This is a genomic window from Pseudoalteromonas sp. N1230-9, assembly GCF_032716425.1.
Taxonomy (GTDB): domain Bacteria; phylum Pseudomonadota; class Gammaproteobacteria; order Enterobacterales; family Alteromonadaceae; genus Pseudoalteromonas.
Genome location: NZ_CP090419.1, coordinates 1,546,736 through 1,564,588, shown reverse-complemented (window position 1 = coordinate 1,564,588; position 17,853 = coordinate 1,546,736). Strand labels below are relative to the sequence as shown.

18 protein-coding genes are annotated in these 17,853 nt (G+C 39.9%); 8 read left to right on the top strand and 10 right to left on the bottom strand.

Going from position 1 to position 17,853, the window contains the following annotated elements; translation table 11 throughout:
• The first annotated feature begins 123 nt into the window (after nucleotides 1–123).
• From LY624_RS07375 to LY624_RS07360, 4 genes are read left to right on the top strand one after another with little or no spacing between them, the layout of a single operon-like run.
• Nucleotides 124–1,488, top strand: a complete 1,365-nt coding sequence (locus LY624_RS07375; protein WP_341804201.1) for a COG3014 family protein — start codon at nucleotides 124–126, stop codon at nucleotides 1,486–1,488.
• A gap of 8 nt (nucleotides 1,489–1,496) precedes the next feature.
• Complete coding sequence (locus LY624_RS07370) at nucleotides 1,497–1,922, top strand: YcfL family protein (protein WP_130149704.1); 426 nt, start codon at nucleotides 1,497–1,499, stop codon at nucleotides 1,920–1,922.
• A gap of 10 nt (nucleotides 1,923–1,932) precedes the next feature.
• A complete protein-coding gene (gene lpoB / locus LY624_RS07365; protein ID WP_130149703.1) occupies nucleotides 1,933–2,544 on the top strand; it encodes a penicillin-binding protein activator LpoB in 612 nt (203 codons plus the stop codon).
• Between the two features lie 12 nt (nucleotides 2,545–2,556).
• Nucleotides 2,557–3,024, top strand: a complete 468-nt coding sequence (locus LY624_RS07360) for a glycine zipper 2TM domain-containing protein (RefSeq protein WP_341804200.1) — start codon at nucleotides 2,557–2,559, stop codon at nucleotides 3,022–3,024.
• 39 nt (nucleotides 3,025–3,063) lie between these two features.
• Here the strand turns inward: LY624_RS07360 and LY624_RS07355 are convergent, their stop codons facing one another.
• Both LY624_RS07355 and LY624_RS07350 read right to left on the bottom strand, forming a co-directional pair.
• A complete protein-coding gene (locus LY624_RS07355; protein ID WP_341804199.1) occupies nucleotides 3,064–4,281 on the bottom strand; it encodes a pyridoxal phosphate-dependent aminotransferase in 1,218 nt (405 codons plus the stop codon).
• Between the two features lie 93 nt (nucleotides 4,282–4,374).
• On the bottom strand, nucleotides 4,375–4,719 hold the full coding sequence (locus LY624_RS07350) for an Hpt domain-containing protein (RefSeq protein WP_237118700.1): 345 nt from the start codon (nucleotides 4,717–4,719) through the stop codon (nucleotides 4,375–4,377).
• Between the two features lie 122 nt (nucleotides 4,720–4,841).
• On the opposite strand from LY624_RS07350, the gene LY624_RS07345 reads away from it, so the two are divergent.
• A complete protein-coding gene (locus LY624_RS07345; protein ID WP_341804198.1) occupies nucleotides 4,842–5,441 on the top strand; it encodes a tRNA-uridine aminocarboxypropyltransferase in 600 nt (199 codons plus the stop codon).
• Complete coding sequence (locus LY624_RS07340; protein WP_341804197.1) at nucleotides 5,441–6,217, top strand: CLCA_X family protein; 777 nt, start codon at nucleotides 5,441–5,443, stop codon at nucleotides 6,215–6,217. Before LY624_RS07345 ends, LY624_RS07340 begins: the two co-directional genes overlap by 1 nt.
• On the opposite strand, the gene LY624_RS07335 is transcribed toward LY624_RS07340, so the two are convergent.
• The 3 genes from LY624_RS07335 to apbC form a co-directional block, all read right to left on the bottom strand.
• A complete protein-coding gene (locus tag LY624_RS07335) occupies nucleotides 6,183–8,678 on the bottom strand; it encodes an EAL domain-containing protein (RefSeq protein WP_341804196.1) in 2,496 nt (831 codons plus the stop codon). The two genes, LY624_RS07340 and LY624_RS07335, sit on opposite strands and share 35 nt — an antisense overlap.
• Before the next feature lie 128 nt (nucleotides 8,679–8,806).
• Complete coding sequence (gene dcd / locus LY624_RS07330) at nucleotides 8,807–9,394, bottom strand: dCTP deaminase (protein ID WP_130149696.1); 588 nt, start codon at nucleotides 9,392–9,394, stop codon at nucleotides 8,807–8,809.
• Nucleotides 9,395–9,397: 3 nt separating this feature from the next.
• The gene (gene apbC, locus LY624_RS07325) at nucleotides 9,398–10,474 is read right to left on the bottom strand and encodes an iron-sulfur cluster carrier protein ApbC (protein ID WP_341804195.1); all 1,077 of its coding nucleotides are present in this window, start codon (nucleotides 10,472–10,474) and stop codon (nucleotides 9,398–9,400) included.
• A gap of 176 nt (nucleotides 10,475–10,650) precedes the next feature.
• Between apbC and metG the strand changes: the two genes are divergently transcribed.
• The gene (gene metG, locus LY624_RS07320) at nucleotides 10,651–12,675 is read left to right on the top strand and encodes a methionine--tRNA ligase (protein WP_341804393.1); all 2,025 of its coding nucleotides are present in this window, start codon (nucleotides 10,651–10,653) and stop codon (nucleotides 12,673–12,675) included.
• A gap of 74 nt (nucleotides 12,676–12,749) precedes the next feature.
• Here metG and lepB read toward each other — a convergent pair whose 3' ends face one another.
• Nucleotides 12,750–13,409, bottom strand: a complete 660-nt coding sequence (lepB, locus tag LY624_RS07315) for a signal peptidase I (protein ID WP_130149693.1) — start codon at nucleotides 13,407–13,409, stop codon at nucleotides 12,750–12,752.
• Nucleotides 13,410–13,604: 195 nt separating this feature from the next.
• Between lepB and LY624_RS07310 the strand changes: the two genes are divergently transcribed.
• A complete protein-coding gene (locus LY624_RS07310; RefSeq protein WP_237118706.1) occupies nucleotides 13,605–14,306 on the top strand; it encodes a PilZ domain-containing protein in 702 nt (233 codons plus the stop codon).
• 6 nt (nucleotides 14,307–14,312) lie between these two features.
• Here LY624_RS07310 and LY624_RS07305 read toward each other — a convergent pair whose 3' ends face one another.
• The 4 genes from LY624_RS07305 to aceK form a co-directional block, all read right to left on the bottom strand.
• The gene (locus LY624_RS07305; protein WP_130149691.1) at nucleotides 14,313–14,567 is read right to left on the bottom strand and encodes a DUF2999 family protein; all 255 of its coding nucleotides are present in this window, start codon (nucleotides 14,565–14,567) and stop codon (nucleotides 14,313–14,315) included.
• A 53-nt stretch (nucleotides 14,568–14,620) separates the two neighbouring features.
• Nucleotides 14,621–15,583, bottom strand: a complete 963-nt coding sequence (locus LY624_RS07300; protein WP_341804194.1) for a zinc-binding dehydrogenase — start codon at nucleotides 15,581–15,583, stop codon at nucleotides 14,621–14,623.
• 8 nt (nucleotides 15,584–15,591) lie between these two features.
• Nucleotides 15,592–15,987: a hypothetical protein gene (locus tag LY624_RS07295; RefSeq protein WP_341804193.1), complete on the bottom strand. Its 396-nt coding sequence runs from the start codon at nucleotides 15,985–15,987 to the stop codon at nucleotides 15,592–15,594.
• A gap of 62 nt (nucleotides 15,988–16,049) precedes the next feature.
• Entirely contained in the window at nucleotides 16,050–17,852 is a 1,803-nt protein-coding gene (gene aceK, locus LY624_RS07290) for a bifunctional isocitrate dehydrogenase kinase/phosphatase (RefSeq protein ID WP_341804192.1), read from the bottom strand.
• Nucleotide 17,853 lies beyond the last annotated feature (1 nt).

Sequence of the window (17,853 nt, the reverse complement as noted above, 5' to 3'; positions counted from 1 at the left end):
ATTATTTTTATCCGTATAACAGACCTGCTTTATCGTCTATAACTTACGATTTTTTACATAATTTATCATAAAAGGTTAAGGCGCATATGCTAATCTGATTACAGTGTTTAAAAGGAGTGCTCAGTGCGTCGATGTTTGTTTATAGGAGCTGTTAGCTTTTTATCAGGTTGCAGCACCATAGGTATTACTGATCTATTCCAAGATTATGCAACGCAGCTCAAGCCTGTACGACAAGCTGTGAGGCAAAATAATATTATTAATGCCAAGCAATTATTACCTAGTACGAGTTCATCGCACAGCAATTACTTACTGAATCAGTTAGAAAGTGCGCGACTGGATTTTTTAGCCCAACAAAATGAAACATCGAATGAAACATTCGAGACAATTTACAAACGCGTAGAAGATAAGCGTCAAGCAGCTAAATTACAAATTAGCGCAGGGTTAGAGCAAAGTAACTCACTTTTGACAAATGATACCGTTATAAGCTATCAGCCCGCAGCCTATGAGATGACTATGCTGCACAGCTATAAAGCGCTCAGCTATGTGTTTAATTCGCAATTGGAATCGGCACTTGTAGAAGTAAGACGAGCAAATAAAGTACAAGAGGACGCACTAAAAGAAAACCAAGCCATTGTTGATGAACAAGCAAAAAAAGCTGCGCAGGGTTATCCGAGTATGGATGCATTAATTGGTAATGTAAAAAATGGCTTTCAAAATGCCTTTACTTTCTACTTATCAGCAGTGCTTTATGAGGCAAATAAGCAATTTGATGATGCTTATATTGATTACAAAAAGGCATTAGAAATAAATCCCGATAATCAGTATCTTCAACAAGATGTTTTGCGACTCGCTAAACAACAAGGGTTTGCTCAAGAGTATGAGCGTTTCAGCCAACGATATGGTGAGCTAAGTGTTACGGATAAGAACCACGGACAGGTCGTTATTATTGCAGAGCAAGGCCTCATTGCCCAAAAACATGCTTTCAATTTAAGGCTGCCTATTTACACCTCCCGAGGGGATGCGCGATTTTATAGTTTAGCACTGCCTATTTATGCAGATACGCCCTTCTCGGTAACTGAAAACACAGTGCAACTAGAAAACAAAAGCTTGGAGCTGAAACCGATAGTTCGTCTTGAAGCGTTAGCAGCTAAAACACTTGAAGATCAAAGCGCTGGTCGTATATCACGTCAAGTATTACGACTAATTGCGAAAGAAAAAATGCGCGCTGAACTTGCAAGAAGTGGCGGAGATGTCGGCAATATTTTAGCAAATATTTACAACCTTGCCTCCGAGCAAGCTGATACTCGCAGTTGGTCAACTCTTCCAAGCCAACTAAGTATCGCACGAACACGTTTAGCTTCAGGTTCACATACTTTGAAAATCAAAGGGCATAACGACCTTGATTTTACTGTTAGTAAGCAAGGGTTAACCTTCGTCTTTCTAACGTCTATTAATAACTATTTAGACTCTCATGTAGTCCAACTCTAGGAGCAATGATGAAACACTTACTGCCACTTTTAATGATTTTGCTTGTTGCGGCATGCTCCTCACGCCCAACCACATCTGGTATCGGTGTTGAGCAAACAGGCCAACAGTATAATCAGCAATTAATCGTCGATAACCCTGAATTAGGAAAGAAACTTGCTATAACAGACGTTAAAACCAGACAAACAAATGGCCTAACTGATGTTGTGGTAACACTGGCTAGTCAGTACAAAAAGTCACAATATCTACAATACCAATTTACTTGGTACGACGCTGATGGGTTTATAATTAAAGGTAACCACTCGCCATGGCAAGCCATAAAACTATTTGGTTTTGCTAAAACACAATTACCGGGCTTAGCCCCGACAGCAAATGCTGTCACCTTCTCGCTTGCCGTGCGTGAAGTGTCAACAGAAGCACAAGAATTTGAAGATTAAGGATACTACTATGAAATTAATTTCAGTTAAGTCGGCTGCAGCCGTTGCAATAACAAGCGCTTTGTTGCTTTCTGGTTGCGCTAATAAAGCGGTCGTTAGCTATGGCGACGCACAAGCGGTTGAAACAGTTGATGTCAATTTTGGTTCAACAGACTTACAAAAAGTGGCGAGCCAAATGACTGATTCATTGCTTGCCTCGCCTGTGGTTGGCACGCTTACAGCAAATAGCCGCCCTATCGTCTTTGTTGAACGTATTAAAAACAAAACCAGTGAACATATTGATACAGAATCCATTACCGATTCCATCTCTACACAATTACTACGCAGTGGTAAATTCCGTTTTGTTGATATGACCCGCGTTGAAGCTGTTCGTGAACAACTCAACTTCCAGAACGTTGACCCATTAGTCAACCCAAATACTGCAATCGCGTTTGGCCAGCAAGTGGGCGCACAATACATGCTATATGGCAACCTATCGAGCATCGTGAAGTCAAATGCAGATAAGTCTGATGTTTATTACAAATTCACAATGCGCTTAATGGATTTAAAAAGCGGTTTAGTTGAATGGGCAGATGAAACTGAAATTCGTAAAACCCGAGAGAAATCGACTTTTGGCTGGTAGCCAGGAGGACATATGAAATACCTTATTAGTTTATTAACTGCGTGCTTATTACTAAGCGCGCCAAGTTACGCCGACTATCAACGCAACAAAGCGGTTCCTGTGCAGCAAGTGTTATTTGGTTCTGTTCAGTCAGTGCGTAATATCACCGAGCAAGAGCTAGTGAATGATAAAACCAATGGCTGGAAAACATTTGGCGGAGCACTTATCGGTGGTGTGGTCGGCAATCAATTTGGCGGCGGTAGTGGCCGTACAGTCGCGACTATTTTGGGCTCAATGATTGGTGGCTCTATCGCTCACAATCAACAGCAATCGAGTCGTTATGTTCAATACCAACTGGTTGAATTGATGATCCAAGTAGAAAATGGTGAACAATTTATGGTTGTACAAGATAAAGACAGCAGAATGCTCTTTAATCAAGGAGATAAGGTCCGCTTAGTCTACCTATCTGACAATACGGTGCGTGTTGATAAAGCATATTGATTGGTAAAGAAATCAAAAAGCGAGCCGAAGCTCGCTTTTTTAACTTTGCCTGTAGTCTGCAAAAAAACGCTGCATTTTACTCATTGCTTGTGTTAAATCATCTTTGTTAGGTAAAAACACCAATCTAAAATGATCAGGATCTGGCCAATTAAAAGCGCGGCCATGCACTAATAAGATTTTCTCAGCTTTGAGTAAATCTAAAATCATGCGTTCATCGTTTTTGATATTAAAGTGTGCCGTATCCACTTTCGCGAATGCATAGAGCGCCCCTTTTGGCTTTTTACAGCTAATACCATCAATAGCATTTAAACCACGCCATGCTATATCACGTTGCACATATAATCGTCCACCTGGGTTAATCAGGTTATCAATTGATTGTACCCCACCTAAGGCTTGTTGAATTGCATATTGTGCAGGCACATTGGCACATAAGCGCATAGATGCCAACATATCAAGACCACGGCTCAAATCTTCCATCATACTGGTGCGGCCGCTTAATACCATCCAACCCATCCGAAGCCCCGCAGCACGGTATGTTTTAGCCAAACCATTAAATGTAATGATGGGAACATCATCACACAGCGCTCCAATAGAGCTATGGGTAACATCATCGTACAAAATTTTCTCGTAAATTTCGTCGCTCAATAACAGCAGCTTATATTCACGAGCGATATTGATAAGCTCCAGTAAAAGATCGTCGCTGTATACGGCCCCTGTTGGGTTATTTGGATTAATTAACACCAATGCCTTTGTTTTTGACGTAATCTTACTTTTTATATCCGCAATATCAGGAAACCAATCTTGCTCTTCATCACAAAGATAATGCACGGGGTTGCCCCCTGCTAACTTAACTGATGCCGTCCATAGCGGATAATCCGGTGCCGGAATAAGCACTTCGTCGTCATTATCAAGTAATGCTTGCGTGGTCATTTGAATCAATTCGCTGACCCCATTGCCGATATAAATATTATCGACATCAAGATTAAACAAACCGCGTTGTTGATAGTGTTGATAAACAGCCACACGGGCTGAGTAGAGGCCTTTAGAGTCACAGTAGCCTTGGGCTGAATACAAATTACGGATGATGTCTTTATGCATATCCTCAGGCATATCAAAGCCGAAGGCAGCAGGGTTGCCAATGTTAAGCTTTAATACTTTTTGCCCTTCTTCTTCCATTTTTCGAGCTTGTGCAAGCACAGGCCCACGTATGTCATAACAGACACCGTTTAGTTTGTGACTCTTTTTTATTTGTGACATGGTTACCTCTACTAATTAATCTTTAGACTAACCTAGTAAAGGGCAACCATGCTAGTGGATTTTTGAGGTTATAACTGAAATAAATTCAAGTTTTTAGCGAGCAGCAAACCAAGCTTGTAATTTTTCTTGTGAGCCTTCAACTTGCGCTTGTAAGTTTTGTGAATTTGCTTTTGCTTTGCTCACTTGCCCCTCATTGAGATCATGCTCTATTTCACGGGCAAGTTCTGATAAACTCATAGCGCCAAATTGAGCAGCATTAGATTTTAAGCTATGTGCATGACGTGCCGCTGATTCGTTATCAACATCAATACAAGCGAGTGCCTCATTGCTCAGCCTCTGAAACTCACTGCAGCAAAAGGTCAAGGTGTCGGCAAATTGATCACCTAAAAGCGATTCCATACCTTCAAGTGCACTTTCGTCTATTGTGATCGTCGTCATCTTTTTCCCTTAATTAAAAACATAATCCTCTCTAGTCGCAACTTTAGTTGCTTACATCAAAAAAGCAAACTACTTCTTACTGATGTATACTAGGCAAAAATTAGTAATTTACCTAAGTTTATATGGCTAGAGAACTCTGCCCACATTGTGGCTTTTCGATAAGAACATGTCTATGCGATGCGATAAACATAATTAATAATAAACTAAAAATCATTATATTACGTCATCCAAGTGAAGAAAAAGTCACTAAAAACACAGCGAGACTTTTGCTACTAGGGCTAAATAACTGTGAAATTATCCAAGGTGAGTCTGAGAATGATTTCTCTATACTGGCCAGTCTCCCTAAAACAACAACAGCCGTTTTATACCCAAGTGATGACTCTTTAAAGCTTGATGATTCAAGTCAAGCAATGCACGACTTTAAAAGCTCATTGACTCATTTAATCGTGATTGACGGGACATGGAAAAAAGCATTTAAAATATTAAAACTCACCCCAACCCTAGAGACATTTAAAGCTGTCAGCTTCAACCGCTTACCTGCTAATAAGTACACAATCCGTAAGGCACCTCGCGCTGATAGCTTATCAACTTTAGAAGCCGTAGCACATAGCTTGGCTTTAATTGAAAACTGTGATGTATCACCTTTATATCAACTACTTAACACACTTTTAGATAAACAAACTCAACATATGCCAGAACATGTAAAGGCACGTTACTTGTAATGCGAGTGTCTAAACGATTGAGTGCGGGCTTTTCCCGTCATGGCCCTAATTATCGATTTGATGATCAAGTCGACTTTGATGAAATTCGTGATACATTTGGTTTTCGAACCATGGTTGTGGGTAACTGGGTTAATAAACAAGAGCGATTGTTAGCAGCTAACCTCATCTATGACGCACTTGCAGACCTTGCGCAAATTCTGCAATTACCGCCAGAAGCGATTGGACTGCGCAAAAAACTAAATTTTGCATTTGGTCATGGTGGTCAAAAAGGCGTACAAGCTCACTATAATGCTCATAGTCAAACTCTCGCTCTTGCTAAAAATGCAGGTGGTGGAGCACTTGCTCATGAGTGGTTTCATGCATTTGACCACCATATTTGTCAGCACATGTTTCCACAACGGCAAAGCATGCAGTTTTGCTCTGCTCTATGGTTGAAACAAACACCAGACTTATCTCATCAGTTAAATCGCTACTTAGATCAATTTTTCCATCATATTTTTTTAGATATTGATGGAAAAAATCCAAATGACTATGTAAACCAATCCATTAAGTTTGATAAAGCGATGCAGCAAATGTATATGAGCATGCCTGAAGAGCTAGCAGCACGTTGTTTTGAAAAATGTATTTCAACACATACAAGGATAACTAACACCTTCTTAGTCAGTGGCTTGAATGATAGTGGTTTAATATACCCAAGTGATACGCATACATTACAATGTACTGAGATGATGCAGTTGTACTTTAATCAACTAGGTGCGCTTTTACATCGAGGCTGATATCGATTGATTTGAAATTTTGGATCCAACTCACATAGTCATCTGCAGACATTGGCTTTGCAAAATAATATCCCTGACCAACTTGGCAGCCATAACTTTTTAAAATAGCCAAACTCTGTTCATCCTCAATCCCTTCAGCAACCACCTCCGCACCAAGTGTCGTAGCAATATCGCACGTTGCTTTACAGATACTTTTATCGTTATTAGAAAACTGCAAATTAAGTACAAACTGCTTATCTATTTTCACTTCATCAAAGCCTAGTTGGCTTAAATATGCCAAAGAAGAATAACCAGTACCAAAATCATCAATAGCCAATTTAACACCGATGAGTCTGTAGTCATTAAGTAATACTTTAATTTTTTTACTTTCTTCCAAAGTGGCAGATTCAGTCAGCTCGAGCATCACACTGCTTGGCTCAACACCTTGCTCATTCAACTTAGTGATAAATAACACTGGTAAATCTTTATTGAGCAGGTCCTTCGCTGATATATTAATAGAGATAACATGATTTGGGATGTGCTTAGTAAATATTGCTTGCCATTCAATTCCCCGTGTTACCACCCACTCAGTTAACTGATTAATAACCCCAGATGATTCAGCAATAGGAATAAACACTTCTGGACTAATCGCTCCTAAAGCGGGATGCTGCCAACGCAGTAACGCTTCACAACCGACAACATTCCCCGTTTTTAAGCAAACTTGTGGTTGAAAATGCAGTGCAAGTTGGTCTTCCTCAATAGCACTCTTTAATGACGCTGCAATGAGCAAACGCTGCTCAGACAAACGCGCACTCTCTAAGTCGAACATTCGCCAACGTTCTCCTTGCACCTGCTTTTTACTCATAGCTTGAATAGCACATTGCAGGATTTGTTTGGCGGTATTGCCATGCATTGGATAGTACGCAACACCAATATCAACCGAATCAACTAACTTAATATTATTATGCGAAATCCCCTCTTCAAACACCCCATGTATAACACAAGCAAACTGTTCAATATGGCTGAGCTCAAGCTCCCCTAAAATGACACACGCGAAAATGCTGTCATCGACCCGCGCAATCCACACACCTTCTTCCGAGCGCGTTTCTAATTTTAGGGCATTAATTGACTGAAGCTGTTGAGTGAGGGCATTAAGCGTCGTATTTATACACTGATTAGCATGGTCGTAACCAAATGTTGCTCGTGCATTGGTTAACACATGTGGTCTAAACAACATGATTGCAAAATGCTGCTTTTGTGAGACTTTTTTAACCATTTCATCGAGTAACAGTTGCTTGTTAGGTAATTGAGTATCAGCATCATGGGTGAGACTATAGTTAAATGACGCTATGCGATGTCTGTCTTTAAGCAATAAAACCGTACAAATTGACAGTGAACTGATCAACAACACAACATCTTGTATCATATGTTTTCCAACACCAAAGCCATTCCAAATAAGTAAGCTCACAACCTGACAAGAAAGTATTATCAGCATAGATTGACGTAGCAAGCTTAGATGACTTTTCTGCTTGTGTAATATAACTGCCGTCGCAACCGACAACACAATAAAGCAGCTACAGCTGACAATATAAACCCAGCTTAAATTAAATGCAGGTAAAAATGATGTCATCAATGCAATAGCAAAAAACATAGCTATTGCCACTAACCATGTTTGATTCAGACCATTGCGGCTGTTTTTTATACTCAAAAATTCGTATAAAAAATAACTTACAAGGCCAAGGGAAAACTCATGAAAAGGCCACTTGGCAGACCAATCAAGACCTGCGACAAGATAGCCGCTTAAGCCGTTATCAATTAAAAAACTAATACTAACTAAAGTAAAATACATCCCTAGAAATAAGTACTTCACCCGTTTAGATACAACATAGTAGACAAGGCAAACAAAAATACTAATAAGTAGTACACCAATAATTGCACCGTAACTCAGTATTGTTTTATGTAAGTTAATTTCAAACCGTTCGGAATTTACGACCCCTAATTGTAAGTTCATGTCCCTATCGTGTTGAAAGTTTACCAATGCCCAACGGTTTTCAGGCCTATGCTCAATAAGCCAGTGAGGCCTTATATTGGATAAACTTGGTAAGGGTATTAACCGCGCATCATTTTTCGCTGTTGAGGCACTGTCTAAAATATAAAACTTCTTCCACATTAAATTAGGTTCAGCTAGATACGCGACATAAGTTTGCGCATGTGGTAGTTGATGTAAATCGATAACCATCCAATATGATTGGTTGGCTTTAATACGAAAAGTATCGGTATTGTTCGCGGGTAATTTTCTTTGTGTAATCAGTTTTTCATCAAGTTTATCTGCCAAAACACTCAGTGGCTGATTTGACTGAAACAACCACACAGGCAGTTGAGAGGAAAAACTTGAGAAGGATAAAACACACAGCAAGATAGCACATATCGCACAAGCTAGTTGTTTATAAAACCTTACTACGCGCATGTTATATGAATGCATCTTAGCTCCGTGCCACCAAACATAGATAAAAGTATGGGATCTAAGCGCTTAAATTGCCAATTTTATAGGAACTAATTATATAAATGAGGAGGGATTTGCGGCGGTCAAATAAACCACCGCATTAGACTTTACTTGCTATCGTCACTAATACGACTTGCTACAGCTGAGTTTTGATCTTTATATTTTGCATCTTTACGCGTGTTATATGGGTTCTCAGAAGGACTCGTCATTGTTTCAAAACTCATCGCCCCTATCTTCATCATTGGACGCAGTGCAAGTGGTAATTTACCAGAATTATAAAACTCGAGCACAATATTGCCAGACCAACCTGGGTCAATACGGTGTGCTGTCACGTGCACCATCAAGCCAAGTCGCGCCAAAGATGAACGCCCATCAAGCCAACCAACAATATCAGCCGGTAGAGTCACTTTTTCGTAAGTAATTGCGAGTGCTAGTTCACCTGGGTGTAGGAAAAAAGCTTCATCCTCATTCAACACGATCTCATCACTCATTATTGATTCCATCGCTTTATTTAGCTGATCTTTTGGTCCACTCAAGTCGACATAGGCAGCGGTGTGATCCTGAAAAACACGAAACTTATTACCCAAGCGTAAATCGACTGTGACTCCTGAAATCATTTCCTTACTTGGCGAGGGCTCAATAACAATACGGCCATCATTAATGTATTGTTGAATATGGGTATCTGATAATCTCATTTATTAATCATCCGTTATAACAATCTCAACAGCGCTTTGCGCCTGCTGGTAATATAAACTGCTCGCGAGAACGCGTGCCGCTGTTTTGTATGTTTCGCTAATAGTTTCTGCGTTATTTTGCGCAATCAAGTGACCTTGCTCAGAGCTTTCACGAATTTCTGTCGCTAATGGAATTGTCGCAAGTACAGGCACCCCATGACGATGAGCTAAAGTAACTGCACCATCTTTACCAAACACATGGTTCGGCTGTCCACAGTGACCACACAAAAAGTAACTCATATTTTCGATGAGACCCAATACAGGCACATTTACTTTATTAAACATTGCGATACCTTTTTGTGCATCTGCTAATGCTAAATCTTGAGGTGTTGTGATGATCACAGTGCCGCTGGCTGGCACTTTTTGGCTCATAGTCAATTGAATATCGCCAGTGCCCGGGGGCATATCGACAATTAAATAATCTAGCTCTCCCCAATCGGTTTCATTTAACAACTGGTTAAGCGCCCCCGAAGCCATGGGGCCACGCCATACGGTCGCATCATCACTCGGAACTAAAAAACCTATTGATTGCGCTTTGAGGTTATGTGCTTCAAAAGGCAGTAGATGTTTATTGTCTGCTGTTTTTGGCTCAGCGCCCTGCAAACCAAGTAACAGTGGAATAGATGGGCCATATATATCAGCATCCAATATCCCCACATTAGCGCCTTCTTGCTGAAGTGCCGCTGCTAAATTGACCGCAGTCGTTGATTTACCAACTCCACCTTTACCGGAAGCTACGAGTATAATATGTTTAATCTGCTTAAACTTACTCGCTTCTGACAGTTTAACTTGGGCTTCAATAGTTACCTCACAAGCCAACTTTTGGTTAATGAATGATTCAATATCATGAATTTCACCCAGCCCTGCAAAAGGTAAAACAAGCTTAACATGCCAACTTTTGTCATCATTTTGCTGGATATCTTTCACCCAGCTTTGTTCTATACCTATCGCAAAAGCACTACTTCGATAAGCAGCTAATGCCTCAAGCATAGGTGCTTTTTCAGTCGATTTTCCAGAGAATATTTTTGACAGTCCAAACATAGCAATAAAATAGCGTTTCTTTGATGAAAAGTGCCACGGAATTATGTAACATTCAAAGCATTAAAACCAGACAATTAATAAATATCATCTGCGTGTTAGGCCTTAGCTGACAAATAGGTGGTTAAAATATGATAATCGCGTATTTTAAAGGCGGTTATCCTCAATTCGGAATGATTATGGCACAGCGAAAGATCCTCATAACTAGCGCATTACCTTATGCCAATGGCCCGACTCACTTAGGTCATTTATTAGAATATATACAAACTGATATTTGGGCACGTTTTCAGAAACAACAAGGTCATGAGACCTACTATGTTTGTGCAGACGATGCTCACGGCACTCCAATTATGCTTAATGCGCAAAAGCAAGGGATCACGCCTGAAGAGATGGTTAAAAATGTCAGCATCGAACGTCAACGCGACTTTGCTGATTTTAATATCGAATTTGATAATTATCACAGTACCCACAGTGACGAGAATAAAGCGCTTAGTGAACTTATCTATAACCGCTTAAATGACGCAGGTCACATCAAAAAGCACACTATTTCACAGCTTTTTGACCCGGAGAAAGGTATTTTCTTACCTGACCGATTTGTAACAGGTACATGCCCTACATGTAAATCTGAAGACCAAAATGGCGACAGCTGTGATGCATGTGGCGCAACCTATAGCCCTACAGAGCTTATTAATCCGCGTTCGGTAATGTCGGGCGCAGAGCCAGTATTAAAAGACTCTGAACACTACTTCTTTGACCTACCAGCATTTGAGGGCATGTTAAAAGAATGGTTGCATTCTGGTTCTATCCAACAAGAAATGGCCAATAAATTGGACGAATGGTTTTCTGATGGCCTGCAACAATGGGACATTAGCCGTGATGCGCCTTACTTTGGTTTTGAAATTCCAGGTGCGCCAGGCAAGTATTTCTATGTTTGGTTAGATGCACCAATTGGTTACATGGCGAGTTTCAAAAACTTATGTGATAAAAAAGGTATCGATTTTGATGCATTTTGGGCTGAAGATTCAGATGCTGAGCTTTACCACTTTATTGGCAAAGATATCATTTATTTCCATAGCTTGTTCTGGCCTGCAATGCTTGATGGCGCAAAATTTAGAAAACCAACAAACGTTTTCGCTCATGGTTTTGTGACTGTAAATGGCGCGAAAATGTCAAAATCTAAAGGCACTTTTGTTAAAGCTCGCACTTACCTTGATAACTTAGATCCAGAGTACTTACGTTACTACTATGCTGCAAAACTTAATGGTGGCATTACTGATCTTGATTTAAACCTTGAAGATTTCGCACTGCGTGTAAACTCAGATTTAGTAGGTAAAGTTGTTAATATCGCGAGCCGTTGTGCCAGCTTTATCACCAAGAAGTTTGACGGTAAATTAAGCGACACGGTTATGGACGAAGCATTACTAGGCGAATTCCAAAATGCCGCTGACAGTATCGCTAATCACTACGAAAACCGTGAATACAGCCGTGCTATTCGTGAAATTATGGCGCTTGCAGATAAAGCCAATCAGTTTATTGATGCTAAAGCTCCATGGGTGTTAATTAAAGACGAAACTAAACAACAAGAAGCGCATGATGTATGCTCACTTGGTTTAAATATGTTCCGTGTACTTATCACTTACTTAAAACCTGTTCTGCCAAGTATGGCTGCTAATGTTGAAGCCTTCTTAAATGACGATTTAGCATGGCAAGGCGCTAAAACGGCACTTAAAGGTCACGCAATCAATAAATTCAAACCGTTAATGCAACGTGTAGAAATGGATAAAGTAAACAAAATGATTGAAGAATCTAAAGAAAGCCTTGTGGCTGAAAAAGATAAAATCGACCCAAACAGCCCATTGGCAAAAGAGCCAATTAGCCCAGAGATTGAGTTTGATGACTTTGCGAAAGTTGATTTACGCGTAGCGAAAATTGCCAAAGCAGAACATGTTGAAGGCGCAGATAAGTTATTAAAACTGACTTTAGATTTAGGTGGCGAAACTCGCCAAGTATTCGCAGGTATTAAATCTGCGTATGCACCAGAAGACATTGAAGGAAAGCTCACGGTAATGGTAGCAAACCTTAAGCCTCGTAAGATGCGCTTTGGTATGTCTGAGGGCATGGTATTAGCAGCAGGCCCTGGCGGTAAAGAAATTTATATTCTTAACCCTGATGAAGGCTCAGAGCCTGGCATGCGCGTAATGTAATCTTATCGCTCTTAATAAAACCGTTGTGTTTTTAGACACAACGGTTTTATTTTGTCTGAAAACTTTTACTGAAACTAAGGCGCTGAGTACAAATCCTTTAAAACACGTTCTTTGCGTGGTAAATAATTATTATCATAATCAAGTGATACTATGACTTTATTGGCTTTACCAAGTAGCTCATCTCGAGGTACAAAACCTATTACTCTGGAATCTGCACTGTTGTCACGGTTATCGCCCATTACTAAATACATATCCTTAGGAATAGTTACTTTAGAAAAATGCTGTACCAAAGAAGGCGTTTTTGAGACCTGAATAACATGTGCCGCGCTAGGCAAGTTCTCTATTAAAGTTTGCTCAATATCATTCTCTTTTAACTTTGTGTAGTTGATTGCTTGGTCGTTAATGATCAGCTCATTATTAATCATACTGACGGTATCACCTGGTAAACCAATTACTCGCTTAATTAGGCGATTATTAGCTGCTTTAGAGTCAAAAACAATGATATCTCCCACTTCAGGTTCAGCTGTTCTGATTAAGGAAGTGTGAGTAAATGGAAGCCGCAAATCATAAGCCATTTTATCCGTTAGAATTCGATCGCCTTCAACAATTGTTGGATTCATTGAAGCGGTAGGTACTTCATACCAATCAGCCACAGCACTTCTAAATACGCTCATTAAACAAATAAAGATAATGAGCGAGCGGTTATTTTTCCAAAGTTTATATAATCTTTTCATCTTCCCTTTCCTAGAACCCGTTAATTTAAATTTGATTCGTCAATTAAGACGCCGCTGGCTAACTGCAAGTTCAGTTTAAAATGTAACAAAATAATAAGTATTAAAATCAAAAATTAATTTCACCATTTTGTAGTAGTGATTTTATGTTCCGAATAACAGATACTAAAGAAAATAATAATCACAAAATACCCGTAAATGGATGTTACAAAAGAAAAAACAACACCTCAGTTAGCAAACAAGTCACCCTTTTTCTTAGACCTCTTGCCCGGCAAGCTAATTGATTTACAGTTTAGTAACCCTATTTCTATTCGATTTAAGTTAACACTTGTTGGCTATGAAACCGGAAAGTACTTAATTTTAAAGTGCCCTGCACAAGTTGGTAAAAATGATTTCAAAGATGTGTTAGTTGAAGGCAATGGTGCTATTGTGCGCTACATCGTTGAAGATCAACGCGGTGAGTGTGTCGCTTTCACAACCAATATCATTGCATTAACCGTTCGCCCTGAACGTTTGATGTATTTAGCTTACCCAAAAAATATTGAAAGTCGCCAACTACGTGAAGCAAGCAGGTTACAAACTCATATCCCTGCAAAAATTAGCGTAACCGAAAACCCATCAGATGATGATAAAACATTGTTGCATGGACTGATTATTGATATTTCGCCGACAGGTTGTCGCTTTGCTATCCATGTCAAAACAGGCTTTTTAGCTCTAAAACGTCGCCAAGTCTTTGTACATATCCTTTCCCCGCAAGATAGCTCAACGCAAGTTATTAGGGCATACATTAGAAACAATCAAATGAAAGGCGATCGATTAAATGTTGGTATTGAGTTTGCTGAAGATGAGCAATATAAATTGCACAAGCTATTAGAAGCTTATGCAATTGATATAGATTAAACTAATCTATTGATTTTTAAACTGTTGTTTAGCCTGCTCAACTTGCTCAGCATTAATACCGAGTGACTCAGCTGCATCTTTAATTAGATTCGGCTGTGTCATTACCAGCGCCATTAACTGCTGTAGTTTCTCTGGTGGGATACCAAGTTGTTGTATTTGCGCCATCGCCAACATTGGGTTCTCTAAGAAAGCACTGAACAACGCATGCACTTGTTCGTCACTTACATTATGTTCTTTTAGAGTTTCTATAATCGGGTTCATACTAACCTTTGCTTAGACTTCGAATGTAAAGGAATTATATGGGCGTTTTAGTGTTATTCAACTAATAACACTACTTTGCCTGCGTTTTCGTTGTTATCCAAAATTCGATGCGCTTCACTTGCCTGTGCCCAATTGAGCGTTTTATAGATATTATAATCAAAGCCACCAGCAGCTAATGTGTCATAAAAACGTGAAATAAACTGGTCGCGCAAGGTACGCTTAAATTCATTGCTGCGATTCCTCAGCGTAGAAGCATGAAAAGAAATTCGTTTACTAAGCAATCGAGCGAAATCAACCTCTGCAAAGCGGTTATCCAAAAATGCCAGCATAACTATTTGGCAATCCATGGCTGCAACATGGGCGTTTTTGTTTAAGTAGCTACCAGAAACAGGATCAACAATGGTATTCGCTGTGAGCTCATTGTTTTTCATATACTCGACAAAATCGGTTGTTTTATAATTGATAGCATGATCAGCACCCATTGCTTTTGCATGATGACACTTCTCTTCACTTCCTGCTGTCACCACAACATTCGCACCGATGCTTTTCGCCATTTGAATTGCTGCACCACCTACCCCGCTGGCTCCTGCATGAATAAGTGCAGTGTGTCCTTCTTTAAGACCGCCAAATTGAAACAAGGCAGAATAAGCCGTCAAATAGACCTCACTTATCGCAGCCCCTTGTGCCATGGTCATTGAATCAGCTAAGGGCATTAATTGAGCCGCATCTACCGCTACATATTCGCTATATGCACCACCTGCACACAAAGTAAAAACCCGCTGATTTAACCAATCTTTAGTCACTTTGTCACCCTGCTCAACAACCACCCCTGCACATTCAAGCCCCAGTATAGGGCTATCTCCAGCAGGAGCTGGATATTTCCCTTGTCGCTGCATACAGTCAGCACGATTAACACCAACAGCGGCGACCTTAACTAACACTTCGTGTGGTTTTATCTCTGGTGGGTTAATCTGTGCAAAGTGTAAGTTTGAATCTTCGTGCTTTATGTAACGCATAGCAGCCCCTATTTTATAATGCGTCGCCATGTTTCGGCTTCAATCAATTTGCCATTTTCGTACAAAGTATGGTGCCAAACATCGCCTTCAACTTTGTAATCAAATGCCATCGTTTTTCCTAATAATGAAGGTACATTACCATACGAAAATGTTTCGATAAATTGTTGCTCTTTAAGAATATATTCACCACCACCAGCATAGTGAAACTTGCCATTTTTTTGTGTTATGTAACTAAAATGAGAGTCAGTGATTAATTTTACCGAGCTCAATTCGGGGGCTTTCGCTGTGACATAGCCATCTTCAACAGCGTATTTTCCTTCAATAAACTGCCAGCTGCCAAGTAATGGATTGGCATTCACATTGATACTAAGTAGCAAACTTGCAATAAGCGTTATTTTTTTCATTATCTCTATCCTTGTTTTATGAACTGCTTAGCTTACGCTAGTTCTTTGTTCCGATTAAGGATTTAAGGTTGAGATTTTCTCATCTGCGAGAAACGCCAAGACTGTTTATAAGGATATACATCAAATAGTTGACCATTATTTATTGCTCTTTGAATATCTTGCCACATGGTTGTGGTAAAAATATCATTGTGATGATGCTTAAAGAACGAAAATGCGGCTTCATTAACACTAAAGAATACATTGAATTGACTAGGAAAAATGTCATTATCAGCAATATCAAAATAACTATCACTACTGAGCTCGTCTAACGCATCATCTGTTTGCGGTAATTCTCTAAAGTTGCAATCAGTTAATGGGCAAATTTCGTCATAATCATAAAACACCACTCTCCCCCATCGCGTCACACCAAAGTTCTTCATCAACATATCTCCAGGGAAGATATTCGCACCGGCAAGTTCCTTAATTGCTTTCCCGTAATCGTTCATCACCTGTTCGAGCTTTCGCTCATCGCATTGTTTAATATACAAATTTAGCGGTGTCATTTTGCGCTCTACGTAAACATGACGAAGGATGAGTGCATTGCCTGACATGACTAAACTATCACCGATTTGCTGCTGCATTGTCTGTAATAGTTCATCACTAAAACGGCTTAAGTCAAAAGCAAGATAACGAAATTCATGTGTATCAACTAGGCGACCCACACGATCTGCTTGTTTTACATAATCGTATTTCGCCATGACTTGCTTTTTCGTGGCTGTTTTTGGTGCGTTGAACTTATCTTTTATTACTTTATAAACGTAATCTGAGCAAGGTGTTGTAAACACTAACATCACCATCCCAGGTGTGCCTGGGGCAATAACATATTTATCATCACTAGGACTGCTGCGAGTCGTATCCACTTTGTAACGATAGAACTCTGTTTTTGCATGTTTAATAAATCCTATCGCATTGAACAGTTCAAAACGTTGCTTGTGAGGCATTAACACACTTAAGTAATCAACGTAACGAGCTGGCTGGTCCGTATCCACCATAAAATAAGTGCGTGCGAAACCAAAAAGTAAGCTCAGTTGGTCAGCTCCCATCATCACAGCATCAATCTCGAGGCCTCGCTCTGTATTCAATAGAGCAATGGCAAATGGCATGTTATCGCCATTTTTTGCAATGCATCGTCCTATTATGTAGCACGCTTTGTTTCTAAAAAATAAGGAGTTGGCATATTCAATGTAACCATCGTTAAGAGTGAGTAATTGATATACTTGTGGGCATTGATGTTTGGCGCCTGCAATCAATGTGCGCTGCAAAAGCGCTACATCATCGTCAAAGTTTGCATAGCCAACCCGAAATACATGGCGCTTAATTAATGACGAAACAGCCTCATCGAAACCATCTTTGAGTGAGATGCGACTCACTAAAGAATCAAATGGTCTAGGCCCTAATCGATAACGAGCCTTTAAAACAAATAAATGAACATTACGGATCTTTCGAGAGTCCCAAATAGCGCCAAATGTCGAATTAAAAAATGTATGAGCTATAGGTTGATTTTCATGATTTTGTACCATCTCACCATAAATCTGTTTCGCTAAAAGCCAAAGTGCAGGGTCATCCACTTCACTGTATGCAATGATTTTTACCGCGCTGCTGACTTTACTCACTTGCCCTTCGTAGACTTGTAAGCGTAACTTCATCATCTGTTGAACTTGCTGCCATTGGCACTGCTCAAAACGACTTTGTGCACCTAATGTAATATTTAAAAACTCCGCAAACATAGCTTCAAAGCCAGCGAAGACTGCACGTGCAAGCTTAGTGGCTATAACCTGTGTTAATTGCTCTGATTGCGTTTTTTGTTGTATAACTTCATTTGGCATT